The sequence below is a fragment of the Brevundimonas sp. UBA6550 genome (genome assembly GCF_002434505.1).
In the GTDB taxonomy this organism is placed as follows: domain Bacteria; phylum Pseudomonadota; class Alphaproteobacteria; order Caulobacterales; family Caulobacteraceae; genus Brevundimonas.
Genome location: NZ_DJKE01000012.1, coordinates 356,265 through 371,609, shown reverse-complemented (window position 1 = coordinate 371,609; position 15,345 = coordinate 356,265). Strand labels below are relative to the sequence as shown.

The following is a 15,345-nucleotide window of genomic DNA, read 5'->3' as shown; positions in this document are numbered from 1 at the left end:
GGCCAAGGGCCGGTAGCGCCACGTAAAGAGCCTCATCCCCACACCTCCGGACGGCCGCGATGGGCCTGTCGAAAATCCCGGTCCGCCAGGCCGGTCAGTTGCTGATCCAGAAAGGTCGAAAGGCCCGCCACGCTGGCGGCCAGCCGACGCCGCAGGTCGCCCGGCGTCTCGCGCCGTGCGAACGCCTTGGCCGCCAGCACGAAAGCCTTCGCGGCGTCCGTCGTCGCCGCCCCGGCCTCGCGCGCGAACACCTCGGTCGAGGCCGCATTGACCCGGTTGCCCAGGTGCGCCAGACGCAGCTGGGCCTCCCGATCCTCCGACCCTGCGTCGGCGTCGTCGGCGCAGGCCTTGGCCAGTTCGACCAGGCCGCGCCAATCCGCCCGGCTGCGCACCGATCCAGCTGGCTTGCGCGCCGCGATGGCCGGCCGACGGTTCATGGGCGGCGCTCCCATTCGCCGATCAGACGCGACACGGCGACCAGATCACCCTCCGTCAGACCAAATCCCTTGTCGCGGAAGGTCAGACCCAATCGGGTCTTCGCCTCGGTGCGGGCGGCCTTGCATTCATCATAGGCCGCACCCCCGCCAGCAACGCCCCTCGCCAGATCCTGACTTCCAATCACGCCGCCGCCGGAATGCCACAGACGCGCAACGATCACGGCGGCGTCGCGCCTTAACCCGGCGCGCTGCAGGGCCAGCTCGGCCTTTTCCCGCACCGTCAACTGCGAAGCGGGCGCCGCCCCGTCCAGCATCCCCACGCCCCCGTTCTCGAACCGCCGCCGCAGCGCGGTCTCGGAACAGCCCGTCATCCGCGCGATGGCGGACCAGCTGGCGCGCATCGCTCGTTTCTCGGCGACGAAATGGGCGCTGACATCCGCGATCCGGGTCATGCCGCCGCCCCGCTCAACTTGGCGTCCAGCGTCTCGCACAGGGCGGCATGCCGTGATCCGGCGTCGCCGACATCCGAGCGCCAGAAGGCCAGCAACGGCTGACTGGCGATAGGAACCGGCGCATCGCGCAACCGCGCCCGCACCGCCGGCGGCAGGGCGTCGAACGCCGCCATGTCCGCCTCGGGCGTCGTGGGACAGACCCCCAGGCCCCAGCCGTTGAACCCGTTCGCGCTCATGCCGCACCCGCCGATCCGCGCCGACGCCGCGCATCCAGCGCCGCCTCGATGTGGTTCATGTCGTCGCGACCCCGTTCGATGATCGCGCGGATGGCCTGGTCTTCACGGTCGTCGATGAAGTCGTCACCGGCCAGCGCCTGTCGCACGGCCTTGGACAGCTCGCCGTGGCGCTCGCCCCAGTCGCTGACCTCGTCGCGAATACAGCCGGCGCCCGTCGCGGTCGGCCGGGCGGCCGCCATGGCGCCCGTCACAATGGCCTGCCCGCAGTAGTCTTCCAGGCAATGCACGATGTCGATCGGCAGGAAGTCGGGCTTCTCCACCTTCTGGCATCGCGACAGGTGCGGCACCGAATAGGGGCGGCACGACGCCTCGCAGGCGGCCGAGGCCTCTTCCAGCCCGCCGCACGCCTTGATCAGCAGCTTGGTCTTCAGCTTCAGCCAACGATTGGGTTCGGTCGGGGTCATGCCGCCCTCGCCAGCCTGGACCACTTCGCCGCGAGCGGGCTTCCACCCGCCCGCGACTCGGCGTTTCCTCCGCGTCGCCAAACACCGGAGGAAATTTCATGGCCGACCCCGTCGACAACCGCATCGATGCGCTCGAACGTCAGGTTCATGCGCTCACATCCCTGGTGATCGATCTGGTCGCACTCAGTCATGACGATGCACCGGGTCGCACGACCGCCCGCCTGAGCCAGCCGCCGGTTCGAACAACCCTTGGCGCGCCTCGGCCGCTCGGATCAGCCGCCACGAAGCGGCGCCGTAATATCGTCGCAGCAGCCGTTCCTGCGCTCTCGGACTGAGGCCCAGCGCGGCCGCCGCTTCTCTCCGTTCGGCGACATCCTCGAACAGGTCCACGCTGAGCAGAAGTTGGGCCTGCGACCAGCGCCTATGCGCGGCTCGCCAAATCCACAGCGCGACCAGCGCCAGCGCCGCCGTCGAGGGAAGGTCCAGAACGATCATGCCGCACCTCCGGCTGGGGAGAAAACGGCCAAGCTTTTCTCGGCGCCATGATCGACGCCGGGCGCCACAACCGCGTCATCAGAAGACGAGGACGCCGCGCCATTATGGGACCAACACTCAACAGCCACGCCAAGCTCAGCCTTGATGCGCAGAGCGAGCGGCAGAGATGGCATCCGCGCACCGCTAATGAGCTGGTGCGAGTAGGGCTTGCTGATGCCGATCCGTTGGAGATCAGCCGCCTTAATGTCGGGAGGAACCTTCATACAGGCGAAGGTATGCTATCAACATACTCACTAGCAAGGTCAAAAGTATGCGCAGCGCGAAACGACAGCCGCCATCGACAAGCGCAGAATGTATGGATGGAGCATAACTATCTGCGCGCTTGGCGGAAGTTCCGGCACATGACGCTGGACGAGGTGGCTGCGGCGATCGACTCAACCAAAGCGGTTGTGCAGCAACTTGAAGTCGGACGGATGAGTCTGTCCCACAAATGGCTGGTGAAGATCGCACCTGTGCTCGGGACGACGCCAGGAATGCTGCTAGATCATGACCCGAACGATTTGCCGACCAGCGTCCTCGAAACTTGGGCAGCGATACCTGCTGAAGATCAACCAACAGCTCTTCGCGTGTTGGAAAGCTTCAAGCGAACAGGCACAAACGACTAGCGGCTGAGAACCGGGTTATCGGAACTCAGCCGCAACTCACACTAGTTTTGGGTCAAGACCACTCGCTTGGTCTCACCGCCGCTGACATCGACCCTCTGAAACAATGGGCCACCTTGACGCTCGGTGTAGTATGCCGACTGCGGGACTCCCCAGACGACCATCGTGACGATGTAGTAAGACCCGTCAGCGATGTTCGCGAATGAGAAGTTGCCCTGACTGTCGCACGTCTCAGTCCGGCCCGCTTCGTTTTCGTAGTGAGGATTCGCGGGGCTAAAGGTCTTTCCCTGGCTGAGCGGAATATAGCCACTCTGGGAATTTCCATAGATCGCGGTGAACCTCTCGGTAGCATAGGCTGTCACGGGCACGATGGTGACCGGGTAGCCCGCACACGTCCGAACATCGCCACCGACAGTCCGAAGGACGGCGTTTCCTGATATCGAGTTGGATCCGGGGCGAATAACTTGCTCCGCCGGATCGTAACTCGAAGACAACGGAATCGGCGGTGAAGTTGGCATTGTGGCGCAGCTGGCGACAGCAACTGAGGCCGTGCAGGCCGCTAAAAGCATAAGATGTTTCATTGCCCCTCCAAGGCCCACTGCATTGGTGCAGGTATCCATCTTACACAGCCTATCCGCGAGCGGAACAGATGGCCCTAGGCTGCTGGGGCATCCCCATGCACGACGACCACCTCCGCCTCATCCCAATGATCCGCTCCGGGCTCTCCGCATAGGGTGAACACTGCGACGCCTGACGCATCGCCAGCCTTGAACTCGCCGTAGGCCCGCGCGGCATCCTCCGTGAGAAACTGTTCGATAGGTCCACCTTCCAGCCGCCCACCAACCCGCCAAAAGATCTGGACACAGTGAATGGTCTTCCTCGCCATTGGTCACCTCCTGTCGCGTTAACGAATCGCCAGCTCCGGAGCGGAGTCGAGTCCCCCCGACTAATCCGACGACCGTTTTTGACGTAGACGCCCAACTGGTAGGTATGCGCTCCGCATATTTTCTATTGCGCTCTTAGGTATGCCGTGCACATACTTCGCTTCATTTCGGAGCGTCCGCGCCATGTCCAACGTCCTGCCCTGCCCGACAAACCCGGTTCGTCGCCTGAACCTAGCTGACCATTATCGGACCATTGCCGATCGTGAATCTCAGTTTGCATCCCGATATCGGGAGCTTGCCCGTGATGAACTGAACCACGCCCGCGAAGCACGACGCCGGGGCGACCGCTGGATCGCAGCGCTGACGGTTGAGCATGCCGTGCGTCGTGCGCGTCGCTACTGGCATATGATGCTGTTCGCCGCGCGGCGAGCGAAGGTCGCCATCGCACGCGCTGCTGAGGTCTCGCCGCTATCGTCGAAATCGACCCTGCGCCTGGCGCACCGGATCGACGCCGCGGTTTCGCGGTCAGCCCGCCCCGGCCTCGACCGGGTCGCCGACTGCATCCTGGCGCTTGAGGCGTCCTGCTACACCGAGCCGTGCATCCTGTCGGCGCGCAACATCGCCCGCGAACGCCGCGTAGCCGTCGTCCTGCCGGGCTACGACCGCCTGCTGACGTCGGACGAGGCGCGGGCCGTCGCCCATCGGCTGCGCGCCGACAACGCCTTCGCCGGGGCCTTCGGCGCGGCCCTGCGCCTCGACGATGTCGCCGACGAGGCCGAACGCCGCGACCCCGCCGGCGGGCCGCTGGCCCCGCGCCCAAACAACACCGGCGCCCGCGTCCTGATCATCGCCATCCTGATCGCCTCGGCCCTGCTGGCCCTGCGCGCCTTCGCCTGACCGGACCCTGACCATGCTCGAACTGAACATCCTCGCCGTCCAGAACGCCGACGTCCTGCGCGCCCTTGCGTCACCCGCCGACCGCCGCGCCCTTCCGTCCCTGACCGCGCTTGCAGCCGCCATCGGCCGCGACAAGTCGAACCTCTCCAAGACGCTGAAAATCCTCGAAGGCGCCGACCTGCTGCTCGCCGAACCGCTCGCCAACGGCCTGACGTCGGACGGCCTGTTGCAGCTCGAGGCCATCAACCGCGCCGAAACCGCAGAAGGCGGCGACGCCCTACCTGACGGCCTGCTGGCCCTGCGCCACGACCAGATCCTGCCCGATCCGGACAACGCCCGTCAGGACTGGACCAGCGACGAGGCGAAGGATGAACTGGACGCCCTGCGCGCCGACATCGTCAAGAACGGCCTGCTTCAGAACCTGGTCGTGCGGCCCATGGCCGAGGACGACCTTCAGGACGCCTACGTCACCGTCACGACCCCGGCCGGCGATGAAATCCTGCCCCGCTATCGCCTGGTCGCCGGCGAACGCCGCTGGCGCGCCATCGGCGAGGCGATAAACGACGGCGACTGGGAAGCCGAAGAGCCGATCCTGACCCGCCTGCTGGACCGCGACGCCAAGGAAACCCGCTTCGCCGCCATCGCCGAGAACCTGCTGCGTCGCAAGCTGAACCCGATCGAGAAGGCCAAGGGTTTCGAGCAGCTGGCGGAACTGGGCTTCGAGAACAAGCTGATCGCCGAACGCCTCGGCTACACCCCCGAACACGTCCAGCAGCATCGCCGCTTCCTGAAGCTGGAAGAGGCCGACCAGCAGCGCATGACTCTGCCCCGCGACGACCCCAAACACCTGTCGGTGCGCGACGCCCGCCAGAAGCTGACGGCGAAGGACAATGCGCCGAAGCCGATCAACATGACGCCCACGGTCCGCCTCGCGTGGATTGAGGTGACCCATGCCGCCCTGTCACAAAGCACGCCGGGCAACTTGTGGAATGAGGTCGTAGTCGCCGCGTCGGCTGCTGATGCCTGGGAGTTGCAAGAGCTTGTCGAGATTGGCGCGCTTCGCCTCGAAGGCCCCAAGACCCACAACCCTCTTGTCGGCCGATTCACGGTCAGGCGCGCTTACCAGGCCAACCATCTGATTGTCGCTGATCCAATCCCGCTGGAAGGCCTTCTCGGCAAGGAACGCGACGCCATCCTGCGAGCCGAACAGGCCAAGGTCAACAATGCGCGGAACGTCCCGTGGCCCAGCAGCGAAACTCACTATCTGACCGCCTGGCTCGAAGACATCGGCGAACTTACGGAAGAGGGCGCAGCGCTCGCAGAAGCAGCCCGCGCCGCCGCCGAGCAGCGGGATAAGGAGAACCGGGACCGCGCCGACGCAATCGCAGCGCGCAACGCGGTTTGGGCCGAAGCGCGCCAGCGCCATCTGCGCCTTCTGACCGCTGCCCAGGAACGCCCGGAGGCGGGCCAGCCGGATGAAGTCGTCAGCATCGCCAGCGACCTCGATCGCCCCTTGCCGTGGCAGGCCTTGCCCTCAGGCATCATCGCAGCCGCCAACGGAACTACGGTCAAGACCCGGGATCACTACGGCGCGCCGAGTGAGCAGGAACTGGCGATCAATCAGATGATCGTTGTCGCCGCCAACGCCGCCGGCGGCGTCCTGACCCCGACGCCCGCCGCACCCGACGCGCCCAGCGAAGAGGAGTTCGTCGAGGCGATCGCCGCCGTCGCCGCCGACCGCCGCCCCGATCTGACGGAGGAGCAGGCCGCCGATCTGGCCGCACAGATCCTGGCCAGCTTCCTTGACGACAATGGCGTCGCGTTCGGCGAGGACGGCTTCGACTGGACCCACGAGGGCGCCGTCATCCTGACCGACGAACACCTCGCCGCCGGCGACACGCCGACGGGCGACGACGGCACGGCCGACGCCGACGCGGATCAGGACGAGGCCGCCTGATGGACCGCCCTTGGATCGAAGGCGCCGCCCTGCTGGCCGCCCATAACTTCCCAACCCCCGCACCCCGCAACCTGTATCGCCGGAGATATCGCATGTCCCACGACGTCCGCTTCGCCATCCTGACGGCGAACCCCGCCGACAAGCCGAAAGCCTTCCCCGACCTCGAGGCCTTGGCCCGTCACATCCAGCGTGAGCGCGGCCTTCAGGCCCTCGAACTGGTCGAGATCGAAGACCTCGAAATCGACGGCGACACGCAGAACCGCCGCGCCGTCTCCGTCTTCGCCCTGGACGCCGGCAACGACCGCGATCGCCTGATCGGCCACGCCTACCTCGACGGCAAAGGCCGCGACGTCCTGCAAGCCGCCCTGCGCCGCAACCGCCTGGTCATGGCCGACGACATGAAGGACGCCGCCTGATGGCGGACACCATTGACCTGATCAACAAGGCCGTCGCCGAAGTCATGACCCCCGACTTCGTGAAAGATCAGGTGGCGACCCGCGTCCGGAAGCTGGTGACCGAAGCGGTCGACGATGCGCTCCGCAGCTACAGCGACATCGGCAAACAGATCAAAGAGGCGGTGAAGGCCAGCCTTGCGGTCAACGACCTCAACCTTCCGTCCTACGGGCTTCTGGTCACCGGCATGATCGAGAAACAGGTCACGGATCACGCCAGCGCCTTGATCGACGCGCGCCTGGCCGAAGACATCCGCGAGCTGCTGAACATAGCCCCCGCCGAGATCAAGCTGTCGGAGATCGCCAAGGGCATGATCGAGGGCAGGCATGATGATGGCTATGGCGAGGTCATCACGGTTATCGTCGAGCGGTCTGAGTACGGCTCGGTCTGGCTCTATCTGGACGAAGAGCAGCACCATTCGTCCCGCGACAAGTACCAGTGCCGGCACAGCCTGCTGCTGAACCAGGACGGCACGATCAGCAGCGCTCGGCTTGATAAACGGGACCTCAAGGACACCCAACGTATCGGGCGTGACTACGGCCTGCCTGACAGGATCCGCGCCTACTATGCCGCCGGAACCAAGATCGTTCTGGACGAGGATGCCGTGGTCACCTCGGTCGGAGACTACTGATGTCCCCGATGATCCCATCCAACCGCGACTTGGCGTTCGACGGCAATCTGACCCAGGCGCGCTACGAATTGCACAAGGCGATCGACCGGGGCGGCGAGGCCGAACAAGCCGCTTGGACCCGGAACTGGGGCGAAGCGGCACTCACCCACGCTGAGGGCGTCTCGCCTGACTGGGATGAGAGCGGCCCCAGCGAACGCCTCATTCAGGCGGCCAGCCGGGCAACCGAAATCGCCGCCAACCTTCACGCCGCCCTCCATCGCGATGCCCCCGTCATGAGCACGGCGAAGGAACACCTCAGCAGCCTGCGTCGCCAGCTGCTGACGATCAACGAATGCCTTGATGCGGAAGACGAATGAAAGTCCTTGTCCAGCAACCCGCGCTGCAACGCGCGACCGCCCGCGTTGTCAGCGCCGTTGAACGCCGCAACACCATCCCGATTCTCTCCAACGTCCTGCTGCGGGCCGAAGGCGATCGCTTGTCGATCACTGCGACGGATCTGGACATCGAGGTCGTCGAGAAGCTGCCGGCCGAGATTGTCCAGGAGGGCGAGTTTACGGTCAGCGCCGCCACCCTGGCTGAGATCGCGCGCAACGCCCCGCCCGGCGCCGAACTGGCGATCGAGTGGGCCGATCACGACGACCCGCGCGCGACGGTCAAGTTCGGCCGATCGCGCTACCAGTTGCCGGTCCTGCCCGCCGGCGACTTCCCCATTCGCGGCGACCTCACCGAGGCCGTCTCGCTCACGCTGGACGCAGCCGTGCTTCACCGGCTTCTCGACCGGGTGCACTTCGCCCAGAGCACGGACGAGACCCGCTATTACCTCAACGGCGTCCATCTCTGCATGGTGTCGGATGAGGGCGAGCGCGTGCTGCGCACCGTCGCCACGGACGGGCATCGCATGGTCCGCGACCAGACGCCGTGCGGCGACAGCGAACGGATGCCGTCGGTCACCATCCCGCGCAAGGCCGCCAACGAGATGCGCCGGATCCTCGCCGATCTGAAGGACGCGGTGACGCTGGAGGTCGCCAGCACGGGCCTCGCGCTTCACACCGGAACGGGACGCCTGATCACCAAGGCCCTGGACGGCAGCTATCCCGACTATGAGCGGATCACGCCCCGCCAGTGGGACCGCGAGATCACCATCGACCGCGCCCTGTTCAAGGAGGCGATCAAGCGCGTCTCCCTGATCAGCGGCGAGAAGTCGCGGTCGGTGAAGATGACGATCGCGGACGAGGTGCTGACCCTGACCGTGCGCAATATGGAGGCCGGCGTCGCGACCGAGGAGATCGAGGTCAGGGGCGAAGGACCGTCATTCGAGACCGGCTTCAACGCCAAATATCTTCTCGACCTGCTGGACCAGACCGACGCCGACCAGATGCTGTTCCGCGTCACCGACCCCGGCAGCCCAGCCCGCCTCGACCCCGGCCCCGGCGCGAAGAACGCCGAGGGCTTGGTCAACATCGTCATGCCGGTGAGGGTCTGATGAGCAACTTCCGCTTCCAGGACTATGTGACGTCCGGCGCCTTCACTCTGTCGCTGGCCCGCAGCCAGGTCATGGCCCTGCATCGGATCGCAAGCGGCGCAAGCCACTACGCCTGCGCCGCCACGGCCGCCCTCGAGCGCAAGGGCCTGATCGCCCCTGTCGCCGCGCCCGAGGACTATGCCCCAGACCGTCAGGAGTATCGGGCCACAGGGGCGGGCTTGATGGTTGCCGCGCTGCTCACCGAGGCCGGCCTCACCCAGGACCAGCGCGACGCCACCGCCGCCGAGGTGACGCGCCTTCAGCAGGAGATCGAGGACCGCCGCGCCAAGGCCCACACCGCCCGTACCGCCGCGCGCTCAGCCCTTGCCCGCCTCGATCGGGCCGAGACCGACCTCGCCAACGAACGGGCGAAGCAACGGCGCGGGAAGCTGATTATCCCGATCCTGCGCCGAGACCCACTGCCGAACGCATCGCGCGCCGAACTCGACGCCATGGTGCGCGAATGATGTTCAGGGCCGCATCAATAGAGGAACTCGTCCACCATGGCTTGCACCTCGCGAAGCGAATCAATGGACGATCTCAATGCGGTTGCGGACCGGAGGGGCTGATCCGGCAATTCGTCACTCACCCTCGCCATATATGCGAGACCGCCTGCGATCGATGCGAAAAGCACCCCGCGCTGAAGCTCCAGGCGAGGCGGCAAATCCGTCCCATTGATAGACATCAACAGGTCTCTGGCGACACGAAACCCCTCCTCGATCAATCGCGCTTTAAAGATTGTCCAATTACCAGCTTCGGTGTTTTTGAGGCAGGTTCCGAAGGCAGATGTCATCGTCATAATGGCTGTTTGAAGGACCCTGGCCGCGCCGAGCTGCGTTTCAAGATGGGCGGTGAGACGCTCGTCACGCCGATGCTCGGCTTCCCGATAGAAAACCCACACCGCTACGGCACCCGACGCCAATATCGCAGCAATCGAACCGAACGCCTGCACCCATGCGGCTGCTTTCTCGTTGCGATCCATCCATTGCAACACAGGCTCAGCCGAACCGCCGAACATCGCTGTCCAGACCAGCACGATGCAGAACACGCAGAATGCGGCCCAAGTGATGATCTGTGCGCGAGTGGTCATACGTCGCTTTCTGCACAAGCAGACTGCGGTGTCCAGCGATGACAAACCCGGTTCGCCCTTTGGTGCACACGCTGGTCGGATGGCTGTCGTCCGGTCGGTTCGATCTCGACGATGAGAAGGCTTGCCAGGCGCAGATTCGGCAATGGCTGACGGACCGTCTGCCAGCCGAAATCCAGCCGGACCTGAAACCCGAGCACCGCTTGTCGACCCGCGACATTCCGGACTTCTTCATCCTCGGCGTCGTGATCGAGGTGAAGATGAACAAGGCGCGCGAGGCGGACGCCATGCGCCAGCTCGGCCGATACGCCCAACATCCCGAGGTCACGGACCTGATCCTGCTGACCAACCGAGCCGTCCGCGCACCCGGTTCAATCAACGGCAAGCCGCTTTGCGTCATCAGCTTGGGCAGGGCCTGGCTGTGAGAACGTACGGCTCACTCTCCTTAACGGACGACACTTGGCTGCTGGACCAGCTGGAGCCGCACGTGAAGATCCGGCTCAAGGCCATCTTCACCCACATTCCTAAGGGATCAGGCGGACCCTATGCCTTCCCCGACACGCCCGACCGCTGCGCGGATCTGACGTGGTTTGAGAGCCGCTATCCGCTGGCCATGACCGAGGTGGATCGCGCACGTCTCGCCGGCGAGACTGACCGCTATCGCGGCATTGTCGCCGAACTCGAGACCATCCGCACGCAACCCTATTTCCCCCCGCTCTTCACCGGGCTCAGGCCCGGCCAGCAAGTGCGCGAGCATCAAGGCCGCGCCGTCGCTCTGCTGGAGCGCGTCGGAGGCTTGCTGGTCGGCGACGAGGTGGGCGAGGGCAAGACCTACACCACGGGCGCCGCCGCCCTGATCAAGGGCGCCCTGCCGGCAGTGATCGTGTGCCTGCCCCACCTTCGCGAACAGTGGTCGCAGAAGCTGCGCGACTTCACCATGCTCCAAGTCGAGGTGCTTCAGGGGAGCAAGCCGCCGACCAACACCTCAGGCGGCCTGCTGACGCCCGACGTCCGCATCCTGGCCTACAGCCAACTCGCCGGCTGGGCCGACGTGCTGGAGGCGACCGAGATCGGCTTGCTGGCCTTTGACGAGATGCAGGAGCTGCGACGCGGCGAGCAGGCCGAGAAGGGCAAGGCAGCCTTGCGCTTGGCTGAAGTCGCCCGGCTGAAGCTGGGCCTGACGGCCACACCGATTTATAACTACGGCGACGAGATCTGGGAGGTGATGCGCTTCCTGCGACCCGAGGTGCTCGGGGAGAAGTCCGACTTCCTGCGCGAATGGTGCTCCGCGCTGGGCAACGGCAAATACAAGGTCAACGACCCGCGCGCCCTCGGAGCCTATCTGCGGGACTGCAACAGCTTCACCCGCAAGACCAAGGATCGTGACGGCCGGCCGAACATTCTGGTCCGCGAGATCGAACACTCGGCCGACGCCCTGGCCAGCATCGAGGATGCGGCGCGCGCCCTCGCCATCACCGCAACGACCGGAGCGTTCACAGAGCGGGGCGACGCCGTGCGCAAACTGGACATGCTGGCCCGCCAAGCGACCGGCGTCGCCAAGGCCAAGCAGGTCGCAGCGGCCGTCCGCGTTCTGGTCGAATCGGGCGAACCCATCCTGCTCTTCGGCTGGCACCGCGCCGTCTATGACATCTGGCTGAAAGAGCTGGCGGACCTCAAGCCGCGCCTGTTCACCGGCACCGAAACGCCCAAGGCCAAGGAAGCGACCAAGCGCGCCTTCCTGGAAGGCGAAACGGATCTGATGATCATGAGCCTGCGATCCGGCGCCGGCATCGATGGCCTTCAGATGCGCGCCTCGACGGTCGTGTTCGGCGAACTCGACTGGTCGCCGGGCATCCACCACCAGTGCATCGGCCGCCTCGATCGGGAGGGCCAGCGCTGCTATCCAGATCCTGTAACCGCCATCTATCTGGTCGCCCAGGACGGGTCCGACCCGCCGATCATGGAAGTGCTGGGCGTCAAGGCCAGCCAGGCTCACGCCATCATCGATCCGGCGCTTGGCGTGCAGGCGGCTCAAACCGATGCGAGCAAACTCCAAGGTCTGGTCGACCGCTACTTGCTCGACGAGGCGGCATGACCAGCCGCGTCGCCTTCACCGCAGCGGATATCAAGCGCGCTATGGGCGTGATGGAGAAGTGCGGCCATCAGGTCGCCGCCGTTGACTTCCCCAAGGAAGGCGGGTTTCGCTTGGTGTTGGGCGACCGGATGGACGTCGCCGCAGCAAAGGCGAGCGGGCGGAACGAGTGGGATGACGTTCTGCCCCAATGAACGGGATGGCGACGATCGACCTGGCCTATGTCCAGCGGTTCAAAGACCGCCATGGGCGGATACGCCATTATTACCGCCGCAAGGGCTACGCGACTGTGGGGTTGCCGGGCGATCCAGGCTCGGCCGAGTTCATGGCGGCCTATGCCGTGGCGCACGGCCGCGCGCCCAAGGCTGACCCCGCGACGAAAGTCCAGCCGCGCTCGATCAACCACCTGATGGTCGAATACTATCGCTCGGCCGACTTCCTCGATCTCGAGCCTCAGACCCAGAAGACCTATCGCCAGATCCTGGATCGCTTTCGGGCTGGGGCTTGGGGCGGCCGGTCGGCAGTCTCGATCGAGCCGCAGCATCTGAACGGCATTTTCCACCAGATGGCCGATCGGCCCGGCGCCCAGCGCAATCTGCGCAAGCGTCTGATGAAGGCCTTCGCTGTCGCCGTCGAACTGGGCTGGCGCAAGGACAACCCGGTCCGCGAGACCAAGTCCCGCAAACGCAAGTCGAAGGGCTTCATCCCGTGGTCGGAAGCCGAGATCGAGACGTTCGAAGCGAAGTGGGGGGAGGGCACGCGTGAACGCCTCGCGCTGTACCTCTTGCTTTATACGGGTGTCCGCCGGTCCGACGTCGTCGGCATGGGCCAGCAGCACGTCAAGAACGGCCGAATCGCCGTTACTCAGGACAAGACAGACGTCCCGATCTGGATTCCGGTCCACCCGCGTTTGAAGGCCGAGATCGCCCGGCATGGCGCCGGGATGACATTCATCCTGACCCAGTACGGCAAGCCGTTTTCACCGGCCGGCTTCACTAGCTGGTTCGTGGAGCGCGCGACGCTCGCCGGCGTGATGGGCCGCACCCCGCACGGCCTGCGCAAGGCGGCGGGCCGGCGACTGGCCGAAGCTGGCGCAACGACCAAAGAAATCGCCGCCGTCCTGGGCCACACCAGCCTCGACGAGGTCGAGACCTACACGCGCTCTGCGGACCAGGCGAAGCTTGCAGACACGGCGATCGCCAAGCTCGAAAAGGCCGAAAAGAGAACGGCCGGTGTCAAACCCTGAGTGTCAAACCGTCTAAACCCTTTGTTTTCACTGTCCAAAACAAAGGGGGTGGTAGGCCCGGAGGGACTCGAACCCCCAACCAGACCGTTATGAGCGGTCGGCTCTAACCATTGAGCTACAGGCCCCCAAGGCGCGCCTCGGCGGAAGGAGGTTCGCCTAGCAGGCGTGGGCGCGGCTTGCCAAGCGGCGGCGCGCCAGAAGGTCGTCTTTCGTCGAATTCATGAAGATGAACGGAAACTGCAAAGCCGCGAAGGGCGTTCATTCAGGCGAGAACGGCCAAGGTCGTTGCAACGGATCGACGACCCCGTCGCTTCTGGATCGAATACGGAGACGAACCGCATGACCCGCACCCTGACGGCCCCCGCCAACCGCCTGACCACGCCCGCGCTGAAGACGCTGGCCCTGGGCGGTGCGGTCGCCGCCGCCGCCTTCATGGCCGCCGCCACGCCGCGCGCCATGGCCCAGACCGCCGAACCGTCAATGGGAGCCATGCACATGATGCAGCCCGCGCCGTCGCTGAACCTCTCGGCCTATGGCGAGGTCAAGGCCGCGCCCGACATGGCCACCATCACCTTCGGCGTTCAGACCGAGGCGCCGACCGCCCAGGCCGCCATGCGCGACAACGCCACGCAGATGACGCGCGTTGTCGCCGCTCTGCGTCGCGCAGGCATCGCCGAACGCGACATCCAGACCTCGGGTCTGAATCTGTCGGCCCAGTATGACTATCAGCAGAACGAGCCGCCCAAGCTGCGCGGCTATCAGGCGGTCAACCGTGTGACGGTGGTCATCAACGACCTGACCAAGGTCGGGACGACGGCCGACGCCGTAGTCGCCGCCGGCGTCAACCAGATCGACGGCATCAGCTTCGGCCTGAAGGACCCCACGGCGGCCGAGAACCAGGCGCGCCAGCTGGCCGTTCGCAATCTGCAGGCCAAGGCCCAGCTGTACGCCCAGTCGCTGAACGTCCAACTGTCGGGCATCCGCAACCTGACGGAAGGCGGCGGCTATGCGCCCCAGCCGCCGATGCCGATGTTCGCCGCCCGCGCGGTGTCGTTGGAGCGGGCCGACAGCACCCCGGTCTCGGCCGGCGAACTGACGGTGCGGATCGACATCTCGGGCGTTTACGACATCGCCCGCTGATCGCATCGGCCGAAACGAAGAAAGGCCCGCCGGCGACGGCGGGCCTTTTTCATTGGTCAGTGGGGTGGCAAAGAGCCCCTGCACCGCTTCGCGTTCCCCCTCCCCATTTCATGGGGAGGAGACGGCATCAACCCGCGTGCTTGATCTCGTTGGCGTCGTCCAGCAGCACCACGTTCGGATTCCACTGACGGGCTTCTTCCTGGGGCATCTGGCCATAGGTGACCACGATGACCTTGTCGTTCTTCTGCACCAGGCGAGCGGCGGCGCCGTTCACGCCGATGACGCGCGACCCGCGCGGGGCCTCGATGGCGTAGGTGGTGAAGCGCGCGCCATTGGTGATGTTAAGCACATCCACCTGCTCGTGCGGATAGATGCCCGCGGCGTCCAGCAGATCCATGTCGATGGCGATCGACCCCTCGTAGTCGAGATCGGCCTGGGTCACCGTGGCCCGGTGCAGCTTGGACTTCATCAGGGTGACCAGCATCGTGCGGTCTCCTCGTAATACACGCGCGATTTCAGGCCGCGCCGACAGGCCGCTCATATAGGGATTTCCGCCGTCGGCATCAATCGCCGCCGCTGCATCGCAACATGAGCGGCCGCGACGGCCCCGTCTTGCGACAGCTTCATTTGACGGCGGCGGCGCGCCCCCTATGCTGGTCCGGCCATTTCCGGCCTGCGAGCGCGCGTTTT

General features: G+C 65.5%; 22 protein-coding genes and 1 tRNA gene. 13 read left to right on the top strand and 10 right to left on the bottom strand.

Features of this window, described 5'->3' with window-relative positions:
* Positions 1–32: 32 nt before the first annotated feature.
* Genes B3Z70_RS15240 through B3Z70_RS15215 form a run of 6 tightly spaced genes read right to left on the bottom strand, consistent with a single transcriptional unit; the run spans position 33 to position 2,084 of the window.
* Positions 33–437, bottom strand: coding sequence for a hypothetical protein (locus B3Z70_RS15240; protein WP_292045842.1), 405 nt, complete (start codon positions 435–437; stop codon positions 33–35).
* Positions 434–889 carry a hypothetical protein gene (locus B3Z70_RS15235; RefSeq protein ID WP_292045841.1) on the bottom strand — a complete coding sequence of 152 codons (456 nt, stop codon included), beginning with the start codon at positions 887–889 and terminating at the stop codon, positions 434–436. The genes B3Z70_RS15240 and B3Z70_RS15235 overlap by 4 nt, the downstream gene beginning before the upstream one ends.
* Complete coding sequence (locus B3Z70_RS15230; RefSeq protein ID WP_292045840.1) at positions 886–1,125, bottom strand: DUF6525 family protein; 240 nt, start codon at positions 1,123–1,125, stop codon at positions 886–888. The genes B3Z70_RS15235 and B3Z70_RS15230 overlap by 4 nt, the downstream gene beginning before the upstream one ends.
* Positions 1,122–1,589, bottom strand: a complete 468-nt coding sequence (locus tag B3Z70_RS15225; protein ID WP_292045839.1) for a hypothetical protein — start codon at positions 1,587–1,589, stop codon at positions 1,122–1,124. The genes B3Z70_RS15230 and B3Z70_RS15225 overlap by 4 nt, the downstream gene beginning before the upstream one ends.
* On the bottom strand, positions 1,586–1,738 hold the full coding sequence (locus B3Z70_RS15220) for a hypothetical protein (RefSeq protein WP_292045838.1): 153 nt from the start codon (positions 1,736–1,738) through the stop codon (positions 1,586–1,588). Before B3Z70_RS15220 ends, B3Z70_RS15225 begins: the two co-directional genes overlap by 4 nt.
* Positions 1,739–1,772: 34 nt before the next feature.
* Positions 1,773–2,084 (bottom strand): hypothetical protein, encoded by a 312-nt coding sequence (locus tag B3Z70_RS15215; protein ID WP_292045837.1) that lies wholly within the window; start codon positions 2,082–2,084, stop codon positions 1,773–1,775.
* A gap of 47 nt (positions 2,085–2,131) precedes the next feature.
* Here B3Z70_RS15215 and B3Z70_RS15210 point away from each other — a divergent pair, with 47 nt between their 5' ends.
* Entirely contained in the window at positions 2,132–2,749 is a 618-nt protein-coding gene (locus B3Z70_RS15210; RefSeq protein WP_292045836.1) for a helix-turn-helix domain-containing protein, read from the top strand.
* Positions 2,750–2,790: 41 nt separating this feature from the next.
* Here the strand turns inward: B3Z70_RS15210 and B3Z70_RS15205 are convergent, their stop codons facing one another.
* Positions 2,791–3,366: a hypothetical protein gene (locus B3Z70_RS15205; RefSeq protein WP_292045835.1), complete on the bottom strand. Its 576-nt coding sequence runs from the start codon at positions 3,364–3,366 to the stop codon at positions 2,791–2,793.
* 642 nt (positions 3,367–4,008) lie between these two features.
* Between B3Z70_RS15205 and B3Z70_RS15200 the strand changes: the two genes are divergently transcribed.
* The 7 genes from B3Z70_RS15200 to B3Z70_RS15170 are packed head-to-tail and all read left to right on the top strand — an operon-like array spanning position 4,009 to position 9,557.
* Complete coding sequence (locus B3Z70_RS15200; RefSeq protein ID WP_292045834.1) at positions 4,009–4,527, top strand: hypothetical protein; 519 nt, start codon at positions 4,009–4,011, stop codon at positions 4,525–4,527.
* 13 nt (positions 4,528–4,540) lie between these two features.
* Positions 4,541–6,484, top strand: a complete 1,944-nt coding sequence (locus tag B3Z70_RS15195; RefSeq protein ID WP_292045833.1) for a ParB N-terminal domain-containing protein — start codon at positions 4,541–4,543, stop codon at positions 6,482–6,484.
* Positions 6,484–6,900 (top strand): hypothetical protein, encoded by a 417-nt coding sequence (locus B3Z70_RS15190; RefSeq protein ID WP_292045832.1) that lies wholly within the window; start codon positions 6,484–6,486, stop codon positions 6,898–6,900. The genes B3Z70_RS15195 and B3Z70_RS15190 overlap by 1 nt, the downstream gene beginning before the upstream one ends.
* Positions 6,900–7,568, top strand: a complete 669-nt coding sequence (locus B3Z70_RS15185; protein WP_292045830.1) for a hypothetical protein — start codon at positions 6,900–6,902, stop codon at positions 7,566–7,568. Before B3Z70_RS15190 ends, B3Z70_RS15185 begins: the two co-directional genes overlap by 1 nt.
* Positions 7,568–7,924 carry a hypothetical protein gene (locus B3Z70_RS15180; RefSeq protein ID WP_292045829.1) on the top strand — a complete coding sequence of 119 codons (357 nt, stop codon included), beginning with the start codon at positions 7,568–7,570 and terminating at the stop codon, positions 7,922–7,924. Before B3Z70_RS15185 ends, B3Z70_RS15180 begins: the two co-directional genes overlap by 1 nt.
* Positions 7,921–9,051, top strand: coding sequence for a DNA polymerase III subunit beta (gene dnaN, locus B3Z70_RS15175; protein WP_292045828.1), 1,131 nt, complete (start codon positions 7,921–7,923; stop codon positions 9,049–9,051). Before B3Z70_RS15180 ends, dnaN begins: the two co-directional genes overlap by 4 nt.
* On the top strand, positions 9,051–9,557 hold the full coding sequence (locus B3Z70_RS15170) for a hypothetical protein (RefSeq protein WP_292045827.1): 507 nt from the start codon (positions 9,051–9,053) through the stop codon (positions 9,555–9,557). The genes dnaN and B3Z70_RS15170 overlap by 1 nt, the downstream gene beginning before the upstream one ends.
* A gap of 14 nt (positions 9,558–9,571) precedes the next feature.
* Here B3Z70_RS15170 and B3Z70_RS15165 read toward each other — a convergent pair whose 3' ends face one another.
* Positions 9,572–10,180 (bottom strand): hypothetical protein, encoded by a 609-nt coding sequence (locus B3Z70_RS15165; RefSeq protein WP_292045825.1) that lies wholly within the window; start codon positions 10,178–10,180, stop codon positions 9,572–9,574.
* Between B3Z70_RS15165 and B3Z70_RS15160 the strand changes: the two genes are divergently transcribed.
* The 4 genes from B3Z70_RS15160 (at position 10,165) to B3Z70_RS15145 (ending at position 13,515) form a co-directional block, all read left to right on the top strand.
* Positions 10,165–10,602, top strand: coding sequence for a hypothetical protein (locus B3Z70_RS15160; RefSeq protein ID WP_292045824.1), 438 nt, complete (start codon positions 10,165–10,167; stop codon positions 10,600–10,602). The two genes, B3Z70_RS15165 and B3Z70_RS15160, sit on opposite strands and share 16 nt — an antisense overlap.
* Positions 10,603–10,664: 62 nt before the next feature.
* Positions 10,665–12,272: a DEAD/DEAH box helicase gene (locus tag B3Z70_RS15155; RefSeq protein ID WP_292045823.1), complete on the top strand. Its 1,608-nt coding sequence runs from the start codon at positions 10,665–10,667 to the stop codon at positions 12,270–12,272.
* A complete protein-coding gene (locus tag B3Z70_RS15150) occupies positions 12,269–12,463 on the top strand; it encodes a hypothetical protein (protein WP_165117885.1) in 195 nt (64 codons plus the stop codon). The genes B3Z70_RS15155 and B3Z70_RS15150 overlap by 4 nt, the downstream gene beginning before the upstream one ends.
* Before the next feature lie 5 nt (positions 12,464–12,468).
* A complete protein-coding gene (locus tag B3Z70_RS15145) occupies positions 12,469–13,515 on the top strand; it encodes a tyrosine-type recombinase/integrase (RefSeq protein WP_292045822.1) in 1,047 nt (348 codons plus the stop codon).
* A gap of 49 nt (positions 13,516–13,564) precedes the next feature.
* Here B3Z70_RS15145 and B3Z70_RS15140 read toward each other — a convergent pair.
* A tRNA-Ile gene (locus tag B3Z70_RS15140) sits at positions 13,565–13,640 on the bottom strand.
* Between the two features lie 214 nt (positions 13,641–13,854).
* Between B3Z70_RS15140 and B3Z70_RS15135 the strand changes: the two genes are divergently transcribed.
* Positions 13,855–14,655 (top strand): SIMPL domain-containing protein, encoded by an 801-nt coding sequence (locus B3Z70_RS15135; RefSeq protein WP_292022198.1) that lies wholly within the window; start codon positions 13,855–13,857, stop codon positions 14,653–14,655.
* A gap of 127 nt (positions 14,656–14,782) precedes the next feature.
* Here B3Z70_RS15135 and panD read toward each other — a convergent pair whose 3' ends face one another.
* Positions 14,783–15,139, bottom strand: a complete 357-nt coding sequence (gene panD, locus B3Z70_RS15130) for an aspartate 1-decarboxylase (protein ID WP_135194957.1) — start codon at positions 15,137–15,139, stop codon at positions 14,783–14,785.
* Between the last annotated feature and the right edge of the window lie 206 nt (positions 15,140–15,345).

Coding starts and splice junctions, on each gene's coding strand:
- B3Z70_RS15240 (WP_292045842.1), bottom strand. CDS start 437: ATGAACCGTCGGCCGGCCATCGCGGCGCGCAAGCCAGCTGGATCGGTG.
- B3Z70_RS15235 (WP_292045841.1), bottom strand. CDS start 889: ATGACCCGGATCGCGGATGTCAGCGCCCATTTCGTCGCCGAGAAACGA.
- B3Z70_RS15230 (WP_292045840.1), bottom strand. CDS start 1,125: ATGAGCGCGAACGGGTTCAACGGCTGGGGCCTGGGGGTCTGTCCCACG.
- B3Z70_RS15225 (WP_292045839.1), bottom strand. CDS start 1,589: ATGACCCCGACCGAACCCAATCGTTGGCTGAAGCTGAAGACCAAGCTG.
- B3Z70_RS15220 (WP_292045838.1), bottom strand. CDS start 1,738: ATGAACCTGACGTTCGAGCGCATCGATGCGGTTGTCGACGGGGTCGGC.
- B3Z70_RS15215 (WP_292045837.1), bottom strand. CDS start 2,084: ATGATCGTTCTGGACCTTCCCTCGACGGCGGCGCTGGCGCTGGTCGCG.
- B3Z70_RS15210 (WP_292045836.1), top strand. CDS start 2,132: ATGATCGACGCCGGGCGCCACAACCGCGTCATCAGAAGACGAGGACGC.
- B3Z70_RS15205 (WP_292045835.1), bottom strand. CDS start 3,366: ATGGATACCTGCACCAATGCAGTGGGCCTTGGAGGGGCAATGAAACAT.
- B3Z70_RS15195 (WP_292045833.1), top strand. CDS start 4,541: ATGCTCGAACTGAACATCCTCGCCGTCCAGAACGCCGACGTCCTGCGC.
- B3Z70_RS15190 (WP_292045832.1), top strand. CDS start 6,484: ATGGACCGCCCTTGGATCGAAGGCGCCGCCCTGCTGGCCGCCCATAAC.
- B3Z70_RS15185 (WP_292045830.1), top strand. CDS start 6,900: ATGGCGGACACCATTGACCTGATCAACAAGGCCGTCGCCGAAGTCATG.
- B3Z70_RS15180 (WP_292045829.1), top strand. CDS start 7,568: ATGTCCCCGATGATCCCATCCAACCGCGACTTGGCGTTCGACGGCAAT.
- dnaN (WP_292045828.1), top strand. CDS start 7,921: ATGAAAGTCCTTGTCCAGCAACCCGCGCTGCAACGCGCGACCGCCCGC.
- B3Z70_RS15170 (WP_292045827.1), top strand. CDS start 9,051: ATGAGCAACTTCCGCTTCCAGGACTATGTGACGTCCGGCGCCTTCACT.
- B3Z70_RS15165 (WP_292045825.1), bottom strand. CDS start 10,180: ATGACCACTCGCGCACAGATCATCACTTGGGCCGCATTCTGCGTGTTC.
- B3Z70_RS15150 (WP_165117885.1), top strand. CDS start 12,269: ATGACCAGCCGCGTCGCCTTCACCGCAGCGGATATCAAGCGCGCTATG.
- B3Z70_RS15145 (WP_292045822.1), top strand. CDS start 12,469: ATGGCGACGATCGACCTGGCCTATGTCCAGCGGTTCAAAGACCGCCAT.
- B3Z70_RS15135 (WP_292022198.1), top strand. CDS start 13,855: ATGACCCGCACCCTGACGGCCCCCGCCAACCGCCTGACCACGCCCGCG.
- panD (WP_135194957.1), bottom strand. CDS start 15,139: ATGCTGGTCACCCTGATGAAGTCCAAGCTGCACCGGGCCACGGTGACC.